The organism is Ventosimonas gracilis (assembly GCF_001580025.1).
GTDB classification, from domain to species: Bacteria; Pseudomonadota; Gammaproteobacteria; order Pseudomonadales; family Pseudomonadaceae; genus Ventosimonas; species Ventosimonas gracilis.
Genome location: NZ_LSZO01000211.1, coordinates 17,773 through 38,282, shown reverse-complemented (window position 1 = coordinate 38,282; position 20,510 = coordinate 17,773). Strand labels below are relative to the sequence as shown.

19 protein-coding genes, 1 pseudogene and 1 CRISPR repeat array are annotated in these 20,510 nt (G+C 56.8%); of the genes and pseudogenes, 16 read left to right on the top strand and 4 right to left on the bottom strand.

The window, feature by feature from the left end:
* The first annotated feature begins 65 nt into the window (after nt 1-65).
* Complete coding sequence (gene accD, locus AXE65_RS12055; RefSeq protein WP_068392850.1) at nt 66-959, top strand: acetyl-CoA carboxylase, carboxyltransferase subunit beta; 894 nt, start codon at nt 66-68, stop codon at nt 957-959.
* Nucleotides 959-2,272: a bifunctional tetrahydrofolate synthase/dihydrofolate synthase gene (gene folC / locus AXE65_RS12050; RefSeq protein ID WP_068392847.1), complete on the top strand. Its 1,314-nt coding sequence runs from the start codon at nt 959-961 to the stop codon at nt 2,270-2,272. The genes accD and folC overlap by 1 nt, the downstream gene beginning before the upstream one ends.
* A gap of 32 nt (nt 2,273-2,304) precedes the next feature.
* Here folC and AXE65_RS12045 read toward each other — a convergent pair whose 3' ends face one another.
* A complete protein-coding gene (locus AXE65_RS12045; RefSeq protein WP_068392844.1) occupies nt 2,305-2,622 on the bottom strand; it encodes a ComEA family DNA-binding protein in 318 nt (105 codons plus the stop codon).
* Between the two features lie 50 nt (nt 2,623-2,672).
* Between AXE65_RS12045 and AXE65_RS12040 the strand changes: the two genes are divergently transcribed.
* From AXE65_RS12040 to cas2, 7 genes are all read left to right on the top strand, one after another.
* Complete coding sequence (locus AXE65_RS12040) at nt 2,673-4,994, top strand: CRISPR-associated endonuclease Cas3'' (RefSeq protein ID WP_239685097.1); 2,322 nt, start codon at nt 2,673-2,675, stop codon at nt 4,992-4,994.
* Between the two features lie 90 nt (nt 4,995-5,084).
* The gene (gene cas5c / locus AXE65_RS12035) at nt 5,085-5,759 is read left to right on the top strand and encodes a type I-C CRISPR-associated protein Cas5c (RefSeq protein ID WP_068392839.1); all 675 of its coding nucleotides are present in this window, start codon (nt 5,085-5,087) and stop codon (nt 5,757-5,759) included.
* Complete coding sequence (cas8c, locus tag AXE65_RS12030; protein ID WP_068392836.1) at nt 5,756-7,564, top strand: type I-C CRISPR-associated protein Cas8c/Csd1; 1,809 nt, start codon at nt 5,756-5,758, stop codon at nt 7,562-7,564. Before cas5c ends, cas8c begins: the two co-directional genes overlap by 4 nt.
* On the top strand, nt 7,561-8,430 hold the full coding sequence (cas7c, locus tag AXE65_RS12025; RefSeq protein ID WP_068392833.1) for a type I-C CRISPR-associated protein Cas7/Csd2: 870 nt from the start codon (nt 7,561-7,563) through the stop codon (nt 8,428-8,430). Before cas8c ends, cas7c begins: the two co-directional genes overlap by 4 nt.
* Nucleotides 8,431-8,447: 17 nt before the next feature.
* Nucleotides 8,448-9,062, top strand: a complete 615-nt coding sequence (gene cas4, locus AXE65_RS12020) for a CRISPR-associated protein Cas4 (RefSeq protein WP_068392828.1) — start codon at nt 8,448-8,450, stop codon at nt 9,060-9,062.
* Nucleotides 9,062-10,096: a type I-C CRISPR-associated endonuclease Cas1c gene (gene cas1c / locus AXE65_RS12015; RefSeq protein WP_068392825.1), complete on the top strand. Its 1,035-nt coding sequence runs from the start codon at nt 9,062-9,064 to the stop codon at nt 10,094-10,096. The genes cas4 and cas1c overlap by 1 nt, the downstream gene beginning before the upstream one ends.
* A 9-nt stretch (nt 10,097-10,105) precedes the next feature.
* Nucleotides 10,106-10,396 (top strand): CRISPR-associated endonuclease Cas2, encoded by a 291-nt coding sequence (gene cas2 / locus AXE65_RS14530; protein WP_068392822.1) that lies wholly within the window; start codon nt 10,106-10,108, stop codon nt 10,394-10,396.
* Nucleotides 10,397-10,976: 580 nt separating this feature from the next.
* Nucleotides 10,977-11,276: direct repeats of the CRISPR family, unit length 32 nt; unit sequence GTCGCGCCCTACGCGGGCGCGTGGATTGAAAC.
* Between the two features lie 140 nt (nt 11,277-11,416).
* Here the strand turns inward: cas2 and AXE65_RS14220 are convergent.
* A pseudogene (locus AXE65_RS14220) lies at nt 11,417-11,695 on the bottom strand (transposase); the annotation flags it as partial.
* Nucleotides 11,696-12,053: 358 nt separating this feature from the next.
* Between AXE65_RS14220 and AXE65_RS12000 the strand changes: the two are divergent.
* The 3 genes from AXE65_RS12000 to cpdA are packed head-to-tail and all read left to right on the top strand — an operon-like array spanning nt 12,054 to nt 13,908.
* Nucleotides 12,054-12,662 carry an NUDIX domain-containing protein gene (locus tag AXE65_RS12000; RefSeq protein WP_068392816.1) on the top strand — a complete coding sequence of 203 codons (609 nt, stop codon included), beginning with the start codon at nt 12,054-12,056 and terminating at the stop codon, nt 12,660-12,662.
* Nucleotides 12,653-13,105: a DUF1249 domain-containing protein gene (locus AXE65_RS11995; protein ID WP_079214162.1), complete on the top strand. Its 453-nt coding sequence runs from the start codon at nt 12,653-12,655 to the stop codon at nt 13,103-13,105. Before AXE65_RS12000 ends, AXE65_RS11995 begins: the two co-directional genes overlap by 10 nt.
* A gap of 5 nt (nt 13,106-13,110) precedes the next feature.
* A complete protein-coding gene (gene cpdA / locus AXE65_RS11990; RefSeq protein ID WP_068392809.1) occupies nt 13,111-13,908 on the top strand; it encodes a 3',5'-cyclic-AMP phosphodiesterase in 798 nt (265 codons plus the stop codon).
* Here the strand turns inward: cpdA and AXE65_RS11985 are convergent.
* Together AXE65_RS11985 and ttcA are read right to left on the bottom strand one after the other, a co-directional pair.
* The gene (locus tag AXE65_RS11985) at nt 13,905-14,417 is read right to left on the bottom strand and encodes a C40 family peptidase (RefSeq protein ID WP_068392953.1); all 513 of its coding nucleotides are present in this window, start codon (nt 14,415-14,417) and stop codon (nt 13,905-13,907) included. The genes cpdA and AXE65_RS11985 overlap by 4 nt on opposite strands.
* 84 nt (nt 14,418-14,501) lie before the next feature.
* Nucleotides 14,502-15,326, bottom strand: coding sequence for a tRNA 2-thiocytidine(32) synthetase TtcA (gene ttcA / locus AXE65_RS11980; protein ID WP_068392806.1), 825 nt, complete (start codon nt 15,324-15,326; stop codon nt 14,502-14,504).
* A 166-nt stretch (nt 15,327-15,492) separates the two neighbouring features.
* Here ttcA and AXE65_RS11975 point away from each other — a divergent pair, with 166 nt between their 5' ends.
* From AXE65_RS11975 to AXE65_RS11960, 4 genes are all read left to right on the top strand, one after another.
* Entirely contained in the window at nt 15,493-16,092 is a 600-nt protein-coding gene (locus tag AXE65_RS11975; protein ID WP_068392802.1) for a Yip1 family protein, read from the top strand.
* Between the two features lie 164 nt (nt 16,093-16,256).
* Nucleotides 16,257-18,272, top strand: a complete 2,016-nt coding sequence (tkt, locus tag AXE65_RS11970) for a transketolase (protein ID WP_068392799.1) — start codon at nt 16,257-16,259, stop codon at nt 18,270-18,272.
* Complete coding sequence (locus AXE65_RS11965) at nt 18,262-19,320, top strand: glyceraldehyde 3-phosphate dehydrogenase NAD-binding domain-containing protein (protein WP_068392797.1); 1,059 nt, start codon at nt 18,262-18,264, stop codon at nt 19,318-19,320. Before tkt ends, AXE65_RS11965 begins: the two co-directional genes overlap by 11 nt.
* Nucleotides 19,321-20,475 (top strand): phosphoglycerate kinase, encoded by a 1,155-nt coding sequence (locus AXE65_RS11960; protein WP_068392794.1) that lies wholly within the window; start codon nt 19,321-19,323, stop codon nt 20,473-20,475.
* Nucleotides 20,476-20,510 lie beyond the last annotated feature (35 nt).

The following is a 20,510-nucleotide window of genomic DNA, read 5'->3' as shown; positions in this document are numbered from 1 at the left end:
CTGCTGGTACAATTCGCGCCTGCTAAAAACTGCCCGCAACCGTTGCGGCTTTGGAGAAACACTGCATGAGCAACTGGCTGGTAGACAAGCTGATTCCTTCCATCATCCGTTCCGAAGTGAAAAAAAGCTCGGTACCGGAAGGACTTTGGCACAAATGCCCGTCCTGTGATGCGGCGCTGTATCGCCCTGAGCTGGAAAAAAACCTCGAAGTTTGCCCCAAGTGCGACTACCACATGCGCATTGGCGCACGTAAGCGGCTGGATATTTTCCTCGACCAGGAAGGCCGCGAAGAAATCGGCGCAAACCTGGAACCCATCGACCGCCTGAAATTCCGTGACAGCAAGCGCTACAAAGACCGTATCGCTGCGGCACAAAAGCAAACCGGCGAAAAAGACGCACTGATTGCCTTTAAAGGCTGCGTGCAAGATTTAGCACTAGTCGCCTGCGCCTTTGAATTTGAATTTATGGGCGGTTCAATGGGTGCGGTGGTTGGCGAGCGCTTTGTCCGCGCAGCAAAAGTTGCACTTGATGAAAGGCTGCCGCTTGTGTGCTTTTCCGCCTCTGGTGGCGCTCGCATGCAAGAAGCGCTGATTTCACTGATGCAAATGGCAAAAACCTCAGCAGCACTGGCAAGGCTGCGCGAAGAGGGTCTGCCGTTTATTTCCGTATTGACCGACCCGGTCTACGGCGGCGTTTCCGCAAGCCTTGCCATGCTCGGTGACGTGATTATCGGCGAACCCAAAGCCTTAATCGGCTTTGCCGGGCCGCGCGTGATTGAGCAAACCGTACGCGAGAAACTGCCAGAAGGCTTTCAGCGCAGCGAATTTTTACTGGAACACGGCGCCATCGACCTGATTATCCATCGCCGAGACTTGCGCGAACGCCTTGCCAAACTACTCGCCCAATTAACCGGCCAGCCAAGCCCGCAAACCGGCAGCGAAGTGGCGGCCTTTGCATAATGGATTGCTTGGCTCCCAGCGCAGGCAGAGCCGCTAGCGCCTACGACTTAACCCGCTGGCTCGCTTATCTGGAGCGCCTGCACCCCACCAGCATTGAACTGGGTCTTGAGCGCGTAGCAATGGTGGCTCAGCGTTTAAAGCTGCAACGCCCAGCCAAGCAAGTGATTACCGTCACCGGCACCAACGGCAAAGGCTCCACCTGCGCCCTGCTCGCCGCATTGCTGCAAACACAAAAGCTCAAAGTAGGCGTTTACAGTTCACCACATTTGCTGCGCTACAACGAGCGCGTGCGCATTAATGGCATTGAAGCGAGCGACGGTGAACTGTGCCGAGCCTTTGCCGCCGTGGAAGCGGTGCGCGGCGATACTTCGCTGACCTACTTTGAAATGGGCACCCTCGCCGCCTTCTGGCTGTTTGAACGCGCAAAGCTGGATGTCGCCATCCTCGAAGTGGGTCTTGGCGGGAGGCTGGATGCCGTTAATCTTATCGATGCCGACCTTGCACTCATCACTAATATCGCACTCGACCACAGTGAATGGTTAGGCCATTCGCGCGCACAGGTCGCCTTTGAAAAAGCCGCCATCTTTCGCCCTGGCCGCCCTGCCCTGTGCGGCGACCAAGACCCACCGCCGGCTGTTTTCGATACGGCAAAACAACGAGCCGCACCGCTGTTTTTGCGCGGGCGCGATTATGATTTTGCGCAAACCGATAGCACTTGGCATTGGCGCGGACAATGCCTGCAAGGTACACAACGGCAATGCCACGACCTGCCATTGCCATCCTTGCCACTGCCTAGCGCGGCACTGGCACTGCAAGCTTATGCACTGCTCGATTTACCTTGGCAACAGGACCTGTTGGCCGATGCACTGGTTCACACTCAGCTTGCCGGTCGCATGCAGCGCCTTTCGCTAAACTGGCAGGGAAAATCCTTGAGGCTACTGCTGGACGTCGGCCATAACCCCAATGCTGCCGACTATTTAGCCGAGCAACTGGCCGCAAAACCAGCCCACCAGCATCTGGCGGTCTTTGGCCTGCTGGGTGACAAAGATTTATCCGGCGTGATCACGCCCTTATTGCCCTTGCTGCAACATTGGGCGGTGGCCACACTGCCCACGCCGCGCAGCCTTGCAGCGGGCGAACTCGCCACCGCCCTGCAAACCTCGGGCGCTGCCGTTAAGCCTTATCCAACCATTATTGATGCCCTGAAAGCGCAATGCGAACAAGCACAAGAAGGCGATGAAATAGTGGTATTCGGCTCGTTTTATTGCGTGAGCGAAGCGCTTGACTTTCTACAGAGCTTGGCTCATCCGTAATAAAACGCACGGGCAAGCCAAGCACAATGGATTTAATTCACCCGCAACTTACTGCGGTTTTTCTCCAAAATAGCCGCGCCTATGCCTTTGACTTCCAGCAACTCATCCACCGAAACAAACGGCCCGTGCTCCTGCCTGTAATCCACAATAGCTTTGGCCTTAACCGCACCAACACCCGTTAACGCCTGCTGCAAAGCCTGCGCATCAGCACTGTTAAGATCAATGGTTTGTTCGCCAGTAACGACTGCGGTGGACTGAGCATCCACACTCACCACTTCACCGGCCGCGCTGACAAACAGCGGCAGGCTGGTAAAAACGATAAAAATCAAGCGTAAAAGATAGTGTTTCATGGTAGAAGTTCCTTTTCTTTGGATTTGTAAGGTCGCTATCTGCGGTACTTTTGAACCGCTTAAAAAGGCTAGGCCACATCTGCAAAAATGCAAATAAATCCATAAAAAGGATGTCTGCGGAGAGTCAGAAATTCTTTGCCCATTCAACAAATCCGGCGGACAAGTCCGATTGGCAGTTACTGAAGGGCCACCTTTCCTGTGTCGGCGAACTGGCGGCGCGTAATGCCGCCCATTTCGACGCGGCGCATCTGGCCAGGCCCATGGGCTTGCTGCACGATCTCGGAAAATACACGAACGCATTCCAAAAGCGCCTGAGCGGCGAATTTCCGAAGGTGGACCATTCCACCTGGGGCGCACGAATCGCGCAGAAAGAATACGGGGAGCTGGGCCTGTTGATGGCTTATGGCATCGCCGGCCACCACGCTGGCCTCGCCAACGGCAGGCGGAGAAAGGCACGGACGACGCTCCAGGAACGGCTGCAAAACGAACTGCCCAAACTGCTGCCGCAGTGGAAGACGGAAATTAACCTTCCCGACGCTGCGGAAATCAACAAACTGCCCAAGGATTTCAAGATTTGCAGCGAGCGCGTCGCCTTCCAATTCGCGCTATTGACCCGGATGCTGTTTTCCTGCCTGGTCGATGCCGACTTCATCGATACCGACAATTTCTACCGCCGGATAGAAGGGCGGCCGGCCCGGGACGGCACGTCCCGCCCCAGCCTGGCGCAGTTGCGGGAGCGTCTCGATGCCAGGCTCTCGGATTTTCGGGGCGACAGCGAGGTCAATCGTCTACGCGCCGGCATCTTGTCCCACGTGCGCGGGCAGGCGGCGCATGAGCCGGGGCTGTTTTCGCTCACTGTCCCGACGGGGGGCGGCAAGACCTTGGCTTCACTGGCTTTCGCGCTGGATCACGCCATCGCTCATGGTCTGCGCCGGGTGATTTTCGTGATTCCTTTCACCAGTATCGTCGAGCAGAATGCGCAGGTGTTCCGCGAAGCGTTCGGCGAGCTTGGCGAAAGCGCGGTGCTGGAGCATCACAGCGCTTTTGTCGACGATCCTGAAAAATTTGTCGACGATCCTGAAAAATCCGCCCAGTCCAGGGAAAAACGCCAGTTGGCCATGGAAAACTGGGATGCTCCCGTTATTGTCACCACCGCCGTGCAGTTCTTTGAAAGCCTGTTCGCCGACCGTCCTTCGCGCTGCCGCAAGCTGCACAACATCGCCGGCAGCGTCGTGATCCTGGACGAGGCGCAGACGCTGCCCCTGAAACTGCTGCGCCCTTGCGTGACTTTGCTGGACGAGCTGACGCTCAATTACCGCACCAGTATCGTTCTGTGTACCGCCACCCAGCCTGCCCTTAATGACGCCGACGGTTTTCGCAACGGACTAAAAGGTGTACGTGAACTGGCCCCCGACCCCGCCGACCTGTACCGGCGACTGCGCCGGGTCAACGTGCGCCACCTCGGCACACTGGACGACGAGGCGTTGGCCGGCCACTTGCGGCAACGCGAACAGGTGCTGTGCATCGTCAACAACCGCCGCCATGCCCGCGCGCTCTTTGACGCCATTGCCGATCAACCCGGTGCCTGTCACCTGACCACGCTGATGTGCGCCAAGCATCGCAGCGCGGTGCTGGGCGAAATCAGGCAGCGGTTGAAAGACGCTCTGCCATGTCGCCTGATATCGACGTCGCTGATCGAGGCGGGTGTGGACATCGACCTGCCCACGGTGTTGCGTGCGCAAGCCGGCCTGGATTCGATTGCCCAAGCCGCCGGCCGCTGCAATCGCGAAGGACGGCGCGAGCCTGCGGACAGCGAGGTGCTGGTTTTCGCCACCGCAAACCCGGATTGGGCCGCGCCGCCTGAGTTAAAGCAGTTCGCCCAGGCGTTTCGCAGCGTCGAGCCGCGCTATCGTGACGACTTGCTGGCGCCGGAAGCCATACGGGCCTATTTTCGTGAGATTTACTGGCAAAAAGGCGACAAGGAACTCGATGCCTGCGGACTGTTGGACCTGCTCAAAGCCAGCCGGGAGGACAGTCTGCCATTCGAAAACCTTGCATCTGATTTCCGGCTGATCGAAACCACGATGCGCCCGGTCATCATCCCTTGGGACGACATCGCCCGGGATGCCCTGGCCAAGCTGCCATTTGCGCAGGGTTGCGGCGCCATTGCCCGCCGTTTGCAGCCCTATGTGGTGCAACTGCCCAAGCAGGCCTACGACGCGCTATCGCACGCCCATGCGATACAGGCGGTGCGGCCAGATATCTACGGCGAACAGTTCATGCAGTTGGTTAATCCCCGGCTATATGACGAACGCTTCGGCCTGCACTGGGACAATCCGCAATTTATTCAAGCCGAACGCCTCGTGTATTGATGCCGTAATGATTTTTTGAAAATTGTCATAAAAAGATTATAAAAACCGCCTAAAGCTTGCAAAATAGTAAAAATAGGGACGACAAGAAACATGGCTTACGGCATCAAACTCCATATTTGGGGCGATTGGGCGCTATTCACCCGTCCAGAAATGAAGGTGGAGAGAGTCTCGTACGACACGATCACACCGTCCGCCGCCCGCGGCGTCCTGGAGGCGATCCACTGGAAGCCAAGTATTCGTTGGTGCATCGACAGCATCCAGGTACTGAAGCCCATCCGCTTCGAGGCGATCCGGCGCAATGAAGTCGGCAGCAAGATTTCCGCCGCCAGCGTCGGCAAGGCAATCAAGGCCGGACGCACCGACGGTCTGGTCAACTACGTCGAAGACGATCGCCAGCAACGCGCCGCCATTGTGTTGCGTGATGTCGCCTATGTGATAGAAGCCCACTTCGAGTTGACCGATCGCGCAGGGCCGGACGACAGCGTTGGTAAGCATCTCGATATCTTTAACCGCCGCGCCCGCAAGGGCCAGTATTTCCAGGCACCTTGCCTGGGCACGCGCGAATTCCCCGCCAGTTTCGTGCTCCTGGAAAGCGGTGCCTGCGCACCGCCGGTCCACGAGGCCTTGTCGGGAGAGCGCGACCTGGGCTGGATGTTGCACGACATCGATTTCGCCGACGGCATGACGCCGCGCTTTTTCCGCGCCCGCATGATCGACGGACGGATCGCCGTTCCCGCTTTCGCAAGCGCAGAGATCCGCTCATGATTCTATCCGCGCTCAACAGTTACTATCAGCGTCTGCTGCTGGACAGCGATTCCGGCATTTCCCCACCCGGATATAGCCAGGAAAAAATCAGCTACGCGATCGTGCTCGGCTCGGACGGGGCCGTCGTCGATGTCATGGACATCCGCGATACCAGCGGCAAGAAGCCAACGCCGAAGAGCCTGAGCGTGCCCGCATCGTTCAAGCGTACAGTCGGCGTAAAGTCTTTCTTTCTCTGGGATAAGACCAGCTATGCGCTGGGCGTCAGCGCCAACAGCAAGCGCTGCGAACAGGAGCACGCCGCATTCCGGCTGTTGCATGAACAATCGCTGGCGGGGACGGAGGATCCGGGATTGAAAGCGCTGCTGGCCTTTCTCGAAACCTGGACCCCAGAACAATTCCAGAAGCACCCGGCATTCGTCCCGCATCGCGAGGCCATGCTGGATGCCAACATCGTGTTCCGGTTCGACGACTTCGCCGACAAGCACCAGTATCTGCACCAACGCCCCGCTGCCGACCAGGCCTGGTCGAAGCTGTTCGATGGAGACGCTGAAGACCGCCAGGGCATTTGTTTGGTGACGGGCGAGCGAGCACCATTGGCGCGCCTGCATCCCTCCATCAAGGGCGTCAGGGGTGCGCAAAGTTCCGGTGCCTCCATCGTCTCCTTCAACCTGGAGTCGTTCACTTCCTATGGCAAGGAACAAGGCGAGAACGCCCCCATATCCGAGCAAGCCGCTTTTGCCTACACCACGGCGCTGAACCACCTGTTGCGCCGCGAAAGCCGCCAGCAAATCCAGATTGGTGATGCCACGGTCGTCTTTTGGGCACAGGCGACGGATGCCGATCAAGCGGAAAATGCCGAGTCGCTGTTGAGCCTGTTCTTCGACCCGCGGGACGAAGACCCGCGTGAAATACAGAAACTGCGCGATGCCCTGGACCAGGTCCGGCAAGGGCTGCCGCTGCAAGCGCTCGATCCCGGGCTGAATGATGGTACCCATATCTTCGTGCTCGGCATTTCGCCTAATGCCGCGCGCTTGTCGATCCGTTTCTGGGAAACGCAGACGCTGGCGACTTTCGCGGCGCGATTGGCGCGCCACTTCGATGATCTTCGGCTTGAGCCGTCGCCCTGGCGCGCGCCGCCGGCGATCTGGCGCCTTTTGCTTGCCTGCGCGCCCTCGCGCGATGGCCGATCCAAGAATGAGGACGTACCGCCCTTCCTGGCTGGCGAAACGACCCGTGCCATTCTCGCGGGCACCCCTTATCCACGCAGCCTGCTCGGCACCATCCTCATGCGCCTGCGCGCCGATGGCCACATCTCCGGCACGCGCGTGGCGTTGTGCAAAGCTATCCTGGCCCGAGATGCGCGGCTGGGCAACATCAACAAGGAGCCACCACCCGTGAGTCTCGATTCGACCAACACCAATCCGGGGTATCTGCTCGGACGACTGTTCTCCACCTTAGAGCGTGTGCAAGGCGACGCCCTGGGCCCCCAGATTAATGCCACCATCCGCGATCGCTATTACGGCGCCGCCTCGGCGACGCCCGCCATTGTATTTCCGCTGCTTTTGCGCAATGCCCAAAACCATTTGAGCCGCGTGCGCAAAGACAATCCGGGTCGTGCCGTGAACCTGGAAAAGGAAATCGGCGAGATCATTGATGCGCTGGGCACCACCTTTCCGCGCAGCCTGCGCATGGAGGCCCAGGGCCATTTTGCCATCGGTTATTACCACCAGAAGACCAAGCCGCGCTCCGCCCGCCCTGATACGCAGACCACCACTGACAACGATTCCGCAGGAGAAAATGAATGAGCACCCTCAGCCACCGTTACGAGTTCGTCTACCTGTTCGATGTCACCAACGGGAATCCGAACGGCGACCCCGACGCTGGCAATCTTCCACGCCTGGATCCGGAAACCAATCGCGGCCTGGTCACTGACGTCGCGATCAAGCGCAAGATTCGCAACTATGTGGCGTTGGAGAAGGAAGGCGAACCGGGTCACGCGATCTACATGCAGGAAAAATCGGTCCTGAACAAGCAGCACAATCAAGCCTATGCTGCCCTGGGTATCAAACCTGAGGCCAAGAAGCTGCCCAAGGACGAGGCGAAGGCCCGCGAGCTGACCGCCTGGATGTGCAAGAACTTCTTCGACGTGCGTACCTTTGGTGCGGTGATGACGACTGAGGTCAACGCCGGCCAGGTGCGCGGCCCGGTGCAGATCGCCTTCGCCACCTCCATCGACCCGGTGCTGCCGTTGGAAGTCGCGATCACCCGTGTCGCGGTCACCAACGAGAAAGACGCGGACAAAGAACGCACCATGGGCCGCAAGCATATCCTGCCCTATGGCCTGTACCGCATGCACGGCTTTATCTCGGCCAAGCTGGCCGAACGCACCGGGTTCTCCGAGGACGACTTGCAGTTGCTGTGGCGCGCGCTCACCAATTTGTTCGAACACGACCGCTCTGCTGCGCGTGGCGAGATGGCCGCGCGCAAGCTGATCGTATTCGAGCACGAGCACCCGATGGGAAATGCGCCGGCCCATGTGTTGTTTGACCGTGTCAAGGTGCGTCGCATCAATGGGCAGGATGATTCCCCGGCGCGCAATTACGCGGACTATCAAGTGGATATCGACCGCGACAAGCTGCCTGCCGGCGTTTCGATTAACGAAATCTTTTGACCGCAGGGCGGACTGACGTGGATGACGCAGACCTGATACCCATTTCCGCCCTCCAACATTACCTGTATTGTCCACGTCAATGCGCGCTAATCCATGTCGAGCGGCAGTGGGCTGAGAACCGGCAAACGGCGCAAGGTCGGCTGCTGCATTCGCGTGCGGACCAGCCCCTGTCCGAGCGGCGTAAAGGGGTGCGCGCGATCACCGCAATGCCATTAGTGTCTCTGGAACTGGGTATCACCGGCGTTGCCGATGTGGTGGAATTCCACGATTCTCTGCCCTTTCCGGTCGAATACAAACGAGGCAAGCCCAAAATCCATCGCGCCGATGAGGTGCAGCTTTGTGCGCAGGCCTTGTGCCTGGAAAGCATGTTCGATGACGCCATTCCCCAAGGCGCCTTGTTCTATGGTCAGACGCGACGGCGTCGGGACGTCGCCTTCGACGATGATTTGCGTGCATTGACTCGTGATACTGTGATCCAAACTCGGAATATGATCGCTGCGGGGGAAACCCCTCTGGCGAAATATTCACCTGGCCTTTGCAATGCCTGTTCACTGCTCGATCTATGCCAGCCCAAGCTACTGGCGCAAGGACAAGGTGTGTCCCGTTGGTTGCTCAAACAACTGGCAGATTGATGCGTCGTCAACTCAACACCTTGTATGTCACCACCGAAGGCTCGTGGCTGTACAAAGATGGCGAGAATCTGGTCCTGGAAGTGGAGAAAGAAGTCCGTGCCCGCTTGCCAGCGCACATGCTGGAAAGCCTGGTCTGCATCGGCCGCGTTTCGGTCAGCCCGCCATTGCTCGGCTTTTGCAGCAGCAACGGTATCAGCATCTGTTATTTAACCGCCCAAGGCTGTTTCCTCGCGCGCGTCGAGGGACCGGTATCCGGTAATGTGCTGCTGCGCCGCGAGCAATACCGGCGCAGCGACGATCCCGCGAAATGCGCGCAGATCGTCCGCAACCTTTTGGCCGGAAAGATCCACAATCAACGTGCGGTACTGGCTCGCGGCTGGCGCGATCACGGCGAGAAACTGACCGACGTTGCCGCGTTTGAGCGCGCGCTCGCCCGTTTGAAGCGCATTCCTTATCGGCTGCTCCAAGAGGACGCTGTCGATACGCTGCGCGGATTGGAAGGGGAGGCAGCACAGGTGTATTTCGGCGTGTTCGATCAATTGATCCGCAGCGGATCGCCATTACTGCGTTTTGGCGGCCGCAATCGCAGGCCGCCGCGCGACGCCTTCAATGCTTTACTCTCGTTTTTGTACACGCTGCTGACCCACGATTGTCGATCCGCGCTGGAAACGGTGGGGCTCGATCCTGCGGTCGGCTTCTTGCATCGCGACCGTCCCGGGCGTCCGAGTCTTGCCCTTGATCTGGCTGAGGAATTCCGGCCGTTGCTGGGAGAGCGCCTGGCGTTGTCCTTGATCAATCGCAAGCAGTTGAATGAACGAGATTTCCGCTACGTCGAGAATGGTACGGTGCTGTTGAAGGACGACGCACGCAAGACGGTTCTGGTTGCCTACCAGGAGCGCAAGCGGGAACAATTGCAGCATGTCTTTCTCGGTGAAAAGGTTGATATTGGCCTGCTGCCTTATCTGCAAGCACAATTACTGGCCCGTCATCTGCGCGGCGACCTGGACGCTTATCCCCCTTTCTTGTGGAAGTGAGAGAAAATCATGCTGATTCTGGTCAGCTACGATGTGAGCACCATCGCCGTCGGCGGCGAAAAACGTCTGCGGCGTATTGCCAAGGTATGCCAGGATTTTGGCCAACGCGTCCAGTTTTCCGTGTTCGAACTCGACGTCGATAATGCTCGCTGGGTCGGAATACGCCAGCGCCTGTGTGATCTGATCAATCCCGATACGGACAGCCTGCGCTTCTACTATTTGGGAAATAATTGGCAGAACAAAGTCGAGCACGTCGGCGCAAAGCCCGTCCTTGACCTGCACGGCCCCCTTGTTCTCTGACCAAATAGCGCGGCAAGCTACAGAATCAACCCCATCATCACCCGCGGTAGGCGTACGATCACTGGCCGCATAACGCGATTCAAATATCCGCCAGTCTTGCTCATCAAGCAAGCACGAGACCTTCAGCGTCCTGTGCTCCTTCAAATCACTCAGGTACTGTTGCAGATGTACCGTGCCAACAAACAACGCAGCCCGGTTGCCGTCAACGAAGCGACGGCCACTTTCTATCGCGCTCTTGACCTGTCTGGCAGCCACAGCCTCTGGGGCTTTTCCAAATCACTCAAACTGCGCGGTAGGATCAGACACTCGACGGGTGATCTCTCTGTGCTGACGAAGACAACAACGGCCAGTATAGCGACGGAGGCTTTCGCGACAGGCTCTTTAGCAAGGGAGGATGTCAAAACGCGAACCCCAAGCGCCCTGCATAACCCTGGCAGGTTCGCGCGCACATAAGTCATTGATTCCAATTTAACTTCAGAGCGTATCCAGTCGAATCCCATCGAATCTTTGCGCGATGACACCCACATTCGCGAAACTGGCTCCAGTTTCTTAGATTACACAAACAGTTATCATAGGGGCAGTCGCGCCCTACGCGGGCGCGTGGATTGAAACAAGACGCCGATGCGCGGCCATCACTGCATGCCCGGGTCGCGCCCTACGCGGGCGCGTGGATTGAAACCTCCAACTTGTCCGCAAGCTCGTTCGCGGCAGCAAGTCGCGCCCTACGCGGGCGCGTGGATTGAAACAACCGCATCCGCGCCGCGGCGACCGCTGTAGCCTTGTCGCGCCCTACGCGGGCGCGTGGATTGAAACACGGCGTTGCCGGTGGAAGTTGCGCATCTGTTGGGGTCGCGCCCTACACGGGCGCGTGGATTAAAACTTGCTCGGCTAGCGGGTAGAGCGGGCTTTCAATACATATAGGCGAGCACATCCTGTTCGGCACCACCCATCAGCCTTGCGAGTTTCGGCACCTTCGGCCTGATCTGGTCGGCAAGATTGCGCCATTGGGCGCTTGCCGCCGTCCACAATCAAGAACGTGCTGCATATGTTGCGCCCCTGTCGCGACAACCTGATTTTTAATGCCTGCTCCAGCAGACTACCCCGGCTACCCCCATCACGCGGCGCATTGCACTTGGCAAAATAGGGGTACACCGTGCTCCATTTGGGAAAATCACGCGGCAACGCCCGCCACTGCAACCCGTGCGCAACACATATAGCACCGCGTGCCTGCTCCAACAATGGACAAATCAACTCAAATTGGGCGCGGCGAGTGTCGCTGGGATAACCTATTCTGCTCATCCGCCAAAAAGACCAGATACTCTTTAGATCGCAAACAGGCTCTAATAACGCTTTTCCAGTAAGAGTAACTACCAATTTGCAAGGATCATCTATTCCTGATGTTATTTATCAGAACAATAAAATAAAAACCGCTCATGGCGATATTTATATTGAAGACAGCCGAGGCAAAGGCGAACATTCACGCATCATTTGCGCCGAATATACTCGGCAATATCAAAGTAGTTAAAGATAATCAAAACGGCCGGTAAAAATAACCTGCAACTGACAGCCCTCACCGGTTTTATGCCGACGGGGTTTTGTTTGTCTATTAAAAATAGGGCAAAATCGACTCTTGCTCACAGTAGGCCAGCCCAATCCTATGAACAGGTCGCAAATTTACCAGGTAGACATTATCGAACGAAAAACCTGCTTTGAAGGGTTTTATCGGCTTGACCGACTGCGTTTGCGTCATCAGCAGTTTGCCGGGGGCATGGGGCCGCTTTTAACGCGAGAGCTGTTTGTCCGTCCCGATGCGGTCTGCGTGCTGCCCTATGACCCGCTCCAAGACGCTGTAGTGCTGGTTGAGCAGTTTCGTATCGGCACATTGGAGAAAAGCGAAAATCCTTGGCTCTTGGAATTGGTCGCCGGGCTTATTGATACCCATGAGACGCCCGAAGCGGTCGCGCGCCGTGAAGCCATCGAAGAAGCCGGGCTTACTTTAAGCGAACTCTGGTCTTTGCATTGCTACTACCCATCACCTGGCGGCAGTGATGAACGGGTGCATCTGTTTGTTGGGCGCTGCGACAGCCGCGGTGCCGGCGGGGTACATGGGCTGGTGGAAGAAGGCGAAGATATTCGCGTGCATGTTCTGCCGCTCGCCGGTGCACTGCAAGCCTGTAGCGATGGGCGCATTAACAACGCCGCTAGCTTGATAGCACTGTCTTGGCTCGCGCTGAACCGCGATCAGGTTCGGGCAAAGTGGCTGTAACCTTGACGGCGCGCCGCCTACGCCGCTTTAACTTGGCTTCGCTACAGGCGCAGTGTGCGCTCAACTATGTCCATCTCATACGACTGCTGCCGCAAATACGGCAAATCGGCAGCAGCAAGCCCATTGCGTTGACACATGGGTGCCATGATTGGGGTGTGCTGCATTTCCAAGTGCTGGAAGTCTGCCCGTGGACGTCCAGTGTGCAGCTTACCCACGATTACAGCGGCACTTGGCTGCATCTACCGGCCTTGGTGGTGCGCGTCTACCACGATTTGCGCTTGGCAGAAGTGATTACTGCACAAAGTCACCATTCACTAGCCAGCCGCTATCCCTACCCCAACCCCGCCATGCACCAGCCGGATGAAAAAAGCCAACTGAACGGCTTTCTCGGCCAATGTCTTAATCACTGCTTGGCGATAGGGCATCAGCCGCTGCCGGTTTGAGCACTATGTCTACCCAACCGCTACTACTGGTGCAACTGACCGACCCGCACCTGTTTGCAGAAGAGGACGGGCGCTTGCTGGGGCTTGCCACGACAGACAGTCTGCAACAGGTGGTCGAATTAGTAGGCAAGGAACAGCCGCAAATTGACCTATTGCTCGCTACCGGCGACCTCGCGCAAGATGGCAGCCTTGGCGCCTATCAGCGCTTTGCGCAGATAACCGCGCCACTTTGCGCTAACGCACGCTGGACGGCGGGCAACCATGATTGTCTGCAAACCCTGCAACAAGCCTGTGCAGAAACGGATCGGCTGGAAGCGGTCACGGACATCGGCCATTGGCGGATTATCCTGCTCAACTCCTCTGTGCCAAATGAGGCTTATGGCTGGCTGCAAGACGAACAATTAACGCTCCTTGAGCGCGCATTAAACGAAGCGCCCACGAGGCACTGCCTGATTGCCCTGCATCATCATCCGGTTGATGTCGGTTGTGCTTGGCTTAGCCCCATTAGCCTGCGCAATGCCGATGCCTTGTTCGCCTTGCTTGACCGCTTCACGCAAGTGCGTGTATTGCTTTGGGGACATGTGCATCAGCCGTTTGCGCAAAAACGCGGCAAGCTGCATTTGCTCGGTTCGCCTTCTTGCTGCATTCAATTTGCCGCGCAAAGTGAAGATTTTAATGTCAGCGTTGAAGCACCCGGTTATCGCTGGCTTAGATTGCATCAGGATGGACAAATCGAAAGCGGCATTTCCCGTATCGACAGCGCTATTTGTCACAGTATTGATTTAAGCGGGCAAGGCTACTAGGGCAAAACCCGATTGGCACCCAAATAACGCTTGCTCCAATAGCGATCACTCAAATAATCCATCCGCACCGTGCCGCCGGAAGAGGGTGCGTGCACAAAACGGCCATCACCGCTGTAAATACCGGCATGGCTTACTTTTTTGCCGCCATTGGTGGCAAAAAACACTAAATCGCCTACTTCCAAGGCGCTGCGCTTAACCCGTGGCACAGACATGGACATCAATCCGCCGGTCGTGCGCGGCAGCGAGATGCCCACCGCCTGGCGAAATACGTAACCAATCAGTCCGCTGCAATCAAAGCCACCCCCCGGCGTATTGCCTCCGTATCGATAAGGCGTGCCAACCAATCCCAAGGCTTGCAACAATACCTCGCCACGCAAATGGCTCGCCCGGGTCGAAACCGTGGGTTTAGACGAAACCGCCGTTGTCTGCGGCGCAGTGACGGGTGTCGATTGGCAGCCTAATAGCAGCCCGCCAAACAACAAACAGGCCAGTTGCAGTCTTCTGACTATCCTCTTTAATGACACGGCAACTTCCTCAAAAACCAAACTCAATCGAGCTTGCCGCCAATAACTGCCAAGTGCAAGCGCTTGAATTTAAAGATTGACCAGTTTTAATAGCGGCGCGGTGCTTTTAGTTTCTTTGCGCAGATTAACAAAATCAAATAATTCACGGTCGGCCAATTGCGAGGGCGCCACATTTTGCAGGGCGCGAAACATAATCTCCGTGCGCCCTGGGGAGGTGCGCTCCCAATCCTGCAACATCGTCTTAATGACTTGTCTTTGTAGATTCTCCTGCGAGCCACACAGATTGCAGGGAATAATCGGGAACTGTTTAAGCGTCGCATAAGCTTGGATGTCTTTTTCACTGCAATAAGCGAGCGGACGAATTAACAGGTTACGGCCATCGTCGGATAACAGCTTGGGCGGCATGGCCTTTAACCTGCCGCCGTAAAACAGATTTAAAAAGAAGGTTTCCAGAATATCGTCACGATGATGGCCGAGCGCCAGTTTGCTCGCACCGATCTGCTCGGCAAAGTCATACAGCGTGCCACGGCGCAGCCTTGAACAGAGCGAGCAGGTGGTTTTGCCTTGCGGGATTTTTTCCTGAACGATGGAATAAGTGTCTTTTTCAATCACATGCCAAGGCACGCCGAGTGCCTCTAAATACTGTGGCAGTACCTGTTCGGGAAAGCCCGGCTGCTTTTGATCCAGATTAACCGCAACCAGTTCAAAGCGGATCGGCGCTATTTTCTGCAAATACAGCAGCACATCCAGCATGCTGTAACTGTCCTTGCCGCCGGATAGGCAAACCATCACCTTGTCGCCGTCTTCAATCATCTTGAAGTCGCTAATCGCCTGCGAGACTTGGCGACGAATGCGCTTTTGCAATTTGTTCTGACTCACCGAAAAATCGCCCACTGTTTAACCTGGCTCAATAAAAGTGGCGCATTTTAGTGAAAATTACTTGCCACAGGGTCTATACTGCGTCACAAGGTCGCAGACCGAAAAGCTGTCAGCAGGCCGGTGCCGGCATCAACGCTGTCACTTAAGCCAGATAACAAGGGACAAAAAAGGAGTTTCAAACATGATCCATCATGTTGTTGGGTTGTTTACCCATCCTGACCAAGAATGGCAAGAAATCCGCGGTGAAGAAGAATCCATCAGCCATATCTATCTCACCCACGTACTGCTGCTCGCCGCCATTCCGGCGATTTGTGCCTATATCGGCACCACGCGGGTCGGCTGGAGTATCGGCGGCGGTGCACCGGTGACACTGATTGAAAGCAGTGCGCTGAGTATGGTGATTATGTCTTACTTGACCATGCTGGCAGGGGTTGCGGTGATGGGCGGTTTTATCCACTGGCTGGCGCGCACCTACGATGCCTCGCCCAGCCTCGCCCGTTGCATCGTGTTTGCTGCTTATACGGCAACGCCGCTGTTTATCGGCGGATTGGCCGCGCTCTATCCCAATTTGTGGCTGGCGATGATTGTCGGCACGGCTTCCATCTGTTACACGATCTACCTGCTGTATGTGGGTATTCCTACCTTTATGAATATTCCCAAAGAGGAAGGCTTTTTGTTTTCCAGCTCGGTACTCGCCGTAGGCTTGGTCACGCTGGTGGCCATTATTGCCTTGACCGTAGTGATTTGGAGCATCGGCGCAGGCCCGGTATACCGCTATTAAAACGGGATCCGTCCACAAACCCCGGGCTTTTTGCCCGGGTTTGTTGTTTAAGCGCCAAATGATTCGCTTTAAAGACCACCGCGCATTGCCCTTGACTACACACTTAAGTGAAAATAAACACTATTTTCTATTAAAAATACCGTATTCGCCTAAGGAGTCTTGTCATGGTAAGCCGTCGTGATCGCGCCAATGCGGTTCGTGCTCTTTGTATGGATGCCGTTGAGAAAGCAAGTAGCGGCCATCCGGGTGCGCCTCTTGGGATGGCCGACATGGCTGAAGTCCTTTGGCGTGATTACTTAAAGCACAATCCGGCCAACCCGAGTTGGGCAGACCGCGACCGCTTTGTACTGTCCAACGGCCACGCCTCCATGCTGCTCTACGCCTTGCTGTATCTTTCTGGCTATGATTTATCGCTGGACGATTTACAAGATTTTCGCCAGTTGCACAGCAAAACCCCAGGCCATCCCGAATACGGACAAACGCCCGGAGTCGAAACCACCACCGGCCCGCTGGGACAAGGCATTGCCAATGCAATCGGCATGGCGATTGCGGAAAAAACCCTCGCCGCACAGTTCAACCGTGACGGACACGAGATCGTCAATCACTACACTTACGCCTTTGTCGGTGACGGTTGCCTGATGGAAGGCATCTCGCACGAAGTTTGCTCGCTGGCCGGCACCTTAGGCTTGGGCAAGCTGATTGTGCTGTACGACGACAACGGCATTTCCATCGACGGTGAAGTCGAAGGCTGGTTTACCGACGATACCGCGCAGCGTTTTGAAGCCTACGGCTGGCAGGTCATCCGCCATGTCAATGGTCACGATGCCGATGAAATCAAAACAGCGCTGGATACCGCACAAAAAACGCCCAGCCGCCCAACGCTCATTTGCTGCGAAACCACCATCGGCTTTGGCTCGCCCAATAAACAAGGCAAAGAGCAATGCCACGGCGCACCGCTGGGCGAAACTGAAATTGCCGCCACCCGCAAGGCGCTGAACTGGCCGCACCCACCTTTTTTAATCCCGGAAGACATCCTTGAGCAGTGGAATGCCCAAAAAGCCGGAGCCGAACGCGAAGCCGACTGGAATCAGCGTTTTGCCGCCTATGCGGCCGAATATCCCGAGTTGGCGAATGAATTTAAGCGCCGCATACAAGGTGATTTACCGGAAGACTTTGCCGCCAAAGCCGCGGCCTATACCGCTGAAGTCGCCGTCAAAGGTGAAAGCATCGCCAGCCGCAAAGCCAGCCAAAACGCACTGGCAGCTTTCGGCCCATTACTGCCGGAACTCTTGGGCGGTTCGGCGGATCTGGCCGGTTCCAACCTCACCCTTTGGCCTGGCAGTCAAGCGATAACGGCGGCGGACGCGACCGGCAACTACCTGCACTACGGCGTACGCGAATTTGGCATGGCTGCCATCATGAACGGCCTTGCCCTGCACGGTGGTTTTATTCCTTACGGCGCGACTTTTTTGGTGTTTTTGGACTACATGCGCAACGCCGTGCGCCTGTCCGCGCTGATGCGACAGCGCGTCATTTATGTATTGACCCATGATTCCATCGGTTTGGGCGAAGACGGCCCCACCCATCAGCCCATTGAACAGCTCGCCAGCCTGCGCAGCACGCCCTACCTGGATACTTGGCGACCGGCCGATGCCGTGGAATCTGCCGTGGCCTGGCAAGCGGCGCTACAGCGCAAGGATGGCCCGTCTGCCTTGGTCTTCAGTCGGCAAAATCTGCCGCACCAAAAACGCGACGAAGCACAGCTTGCTGAGGTCAAACGCGGCGGCTATATCTTGAGCGATTGCCAAGGCACGCCTGAACTGCTACTGCTGGCAACAGGTTCAGAAGTCGCGCTCGCCCTCTGTGCGCAGGAAAAACTGCACGCCCAGGGAAGGCGCGTGCGCGTCATCTCGCTGCCCTGCCTGGAAGTGTTTGAGCGCCAAGACAAAACCTGGCGCGACAGCGTACTGCCGCCTGCTATGCGCACACGTATCGCCATTGAAGCGGCACATAGCGATTTTTGGTACAAGTACGTAGGTCTTGATGGGCGGGTTATCGGCATGCAAGGCTTTGGCGAATCCGCACCGGCACAGGCGCTGTTTGAGCACTTTGGTTTTACCGCCGAAAAGGTAGTTAAGGTTGCAGAAGACCTGCTGATGCAGTCCACCCATGCCGTTTAAGCTCGCCATTAACGGCTATGGTCGCATTGGCCGCTGCGTGCTGCGGGCGCTGCACGAACGCAAACAAGCGGGGCAAAACAACGAGCTGGAAATTGTTGCCATCAATGAACTGGCCCATCTCGAAAGCCTTGAATACTTAACCCGTTTTGACTCCACCCACGGGCGCTTTCCGGCGCATATCGGTGCCGATAACAGCAGGCTGCTTATTGACGGCAAAGCGATCCAAGTATTTTCAGCAAAAGCGCCGGAAGCCATTGATTGGGCGGCGCTCGGTATCGACCTGCTGCTGGAATGCTCAGGCCAATACCCAAGCCGCGAACAAGCTATGCGCTTTTTACACGCGGGAGCGCCACGCGTGCTGTTCTCGCAGCCGATGGTCAGTGCAGAAGCGGTCGATGCCACCATAGTCTACGGCATTAACCAGCAGCAGCTAAGCGGCGACGAGCGGCTGGTTTCCAACGCCTCCTGCACCACCAATTGCAGCGTACCGCTACTTTGGCTGCTCAATCGAACCATCGGCATTGATTATGTCTCCATCACCACCATTCATTCGGCGATGAACGACCAGCCGCTGATTGACGCTTACCATCATCAGGATTTACGTCGTACCCGTTCGGCCTTTCAGTCGGTTATTCCGGTAGCCACCGAGCTTTCGCGCGGGATTGAGCGATTACTGCCCGAGCTTGCTGGCCGCGTGCAAGCCAAAGCCATGCGCGTGCCGACGCTTAATGTGTCGGCGCTGGATATTCATATCCAAACGCGGCGCAAAACCAGTGCGGCAGAAGTCAATCAGATTTTGCACAAAGCCGCCGCGAACGAGTTAAATGGCCTGGTGGCCTACACCGAACTGCCCCACGCAAGCTTTGATTTTAACCACGACCCCCATTCCGCCATAGTCGATGGCAGCCAAACCAGCGCCAGCGGTGCGCAGTTAATTAATCTGCTCGCTTGGTTTGACAACGAATGGGGTTTTGCCAACCGCATGCTGGATGTCAGCGCTTATTGGCTGCATCTGGCTTATTCCTTATCTGCCCAGGACGCTCCATAAATGACCCTATTACATATGCAAGACATTGACCTTGCAGGTAAATCTGTATTAATTAGGGAAGATTTCAACGTGCCGCTCAAGGATGGAGCCATTACCAGCGCCGCAAGGCTCGAAGCCGCCCTGCCCGGTATTCGTCTGGCGCTTGATAAAGGTGCGGCGCTGCTGCTCTGCTCACATCTGGGCAGACCCAGCGAAGGGCAATTCGATGAACACTTAAGCCTTGCGCCGGTCGCCGATTGGCTAAGCGCTGCGCTGAAACGTCCGGTGCCGCTGCTGCGCGATTATTTAGATGGCGTGACTATCCAAGCAGGAGAAGTCGCACTGCTGGAAAACGTGCGCTTTAACATCGGTGAAAAAACCAACGACGATACCCTTGCGCAGCGTTACGCCAGCCTCTGTGATGTCTTTGTTATGGATGCCTTTGGCACGGCGCACCGCAGCGAGGCTTCCACCGTGGGCGTTGCCAAGTTTGCCAAGGTCGCCTGCGCAGGGCCCTTACTTGCGGCGGAACTTAACGCCTTGGGCAAAGCGCTGGATAATCCGACGCGGCCACTGACCGCCATCGTCGGCGGCTCGAAAGTCTCCAGCAAACTGGCGGTACTCAATGCGTTAAGCGAGCGCTGCGACCAATTGATTGTCGGCGGCGGCATTGCCAATTGCTTTTTGGCCTCCGCCGGCTTTACCGTCGGCCAGTCGTTGTACGAAGCGGATTTAATCGATGCTGCCCGCCGTATTGCCGTCAAGGTCAATATCCCGCTGCCGATTGATGTCGTGGTCGCCAAAGCCTTGGTTGAAGACGCAGCGCCCAAGGTCAAATCCATCGACAAAGTGGCCGATGACGAGATGATTTTGGATATAGGCCCAAAAACCGCCGTGCACTTTGCTGGCCTGTTAAAAGACAGCGGCACCATTTTGTGGAACGGCCCGGTCGGCGTGTTCGAGTGGGCTGCCTTTAGCAGCGGCACACGCACGCTGGCCACCGCCATTGCCGAAAGCCGCGCGTTTTCCATCGCGGGTGGCGGCGATACCTTGGCGGCTATCGACAAATTCGGCGTAGCCGCGCAAATGTCCTACATATCCACCGGCGGCGGCGCGTTTTTGGAATTTGTCGAAGGCAAAACCCTGCCCGCACTGGCCGCTCTGATGGAAAAATAACAAGAAGACTCCGCGCGGTTTAAACCCACCGCACG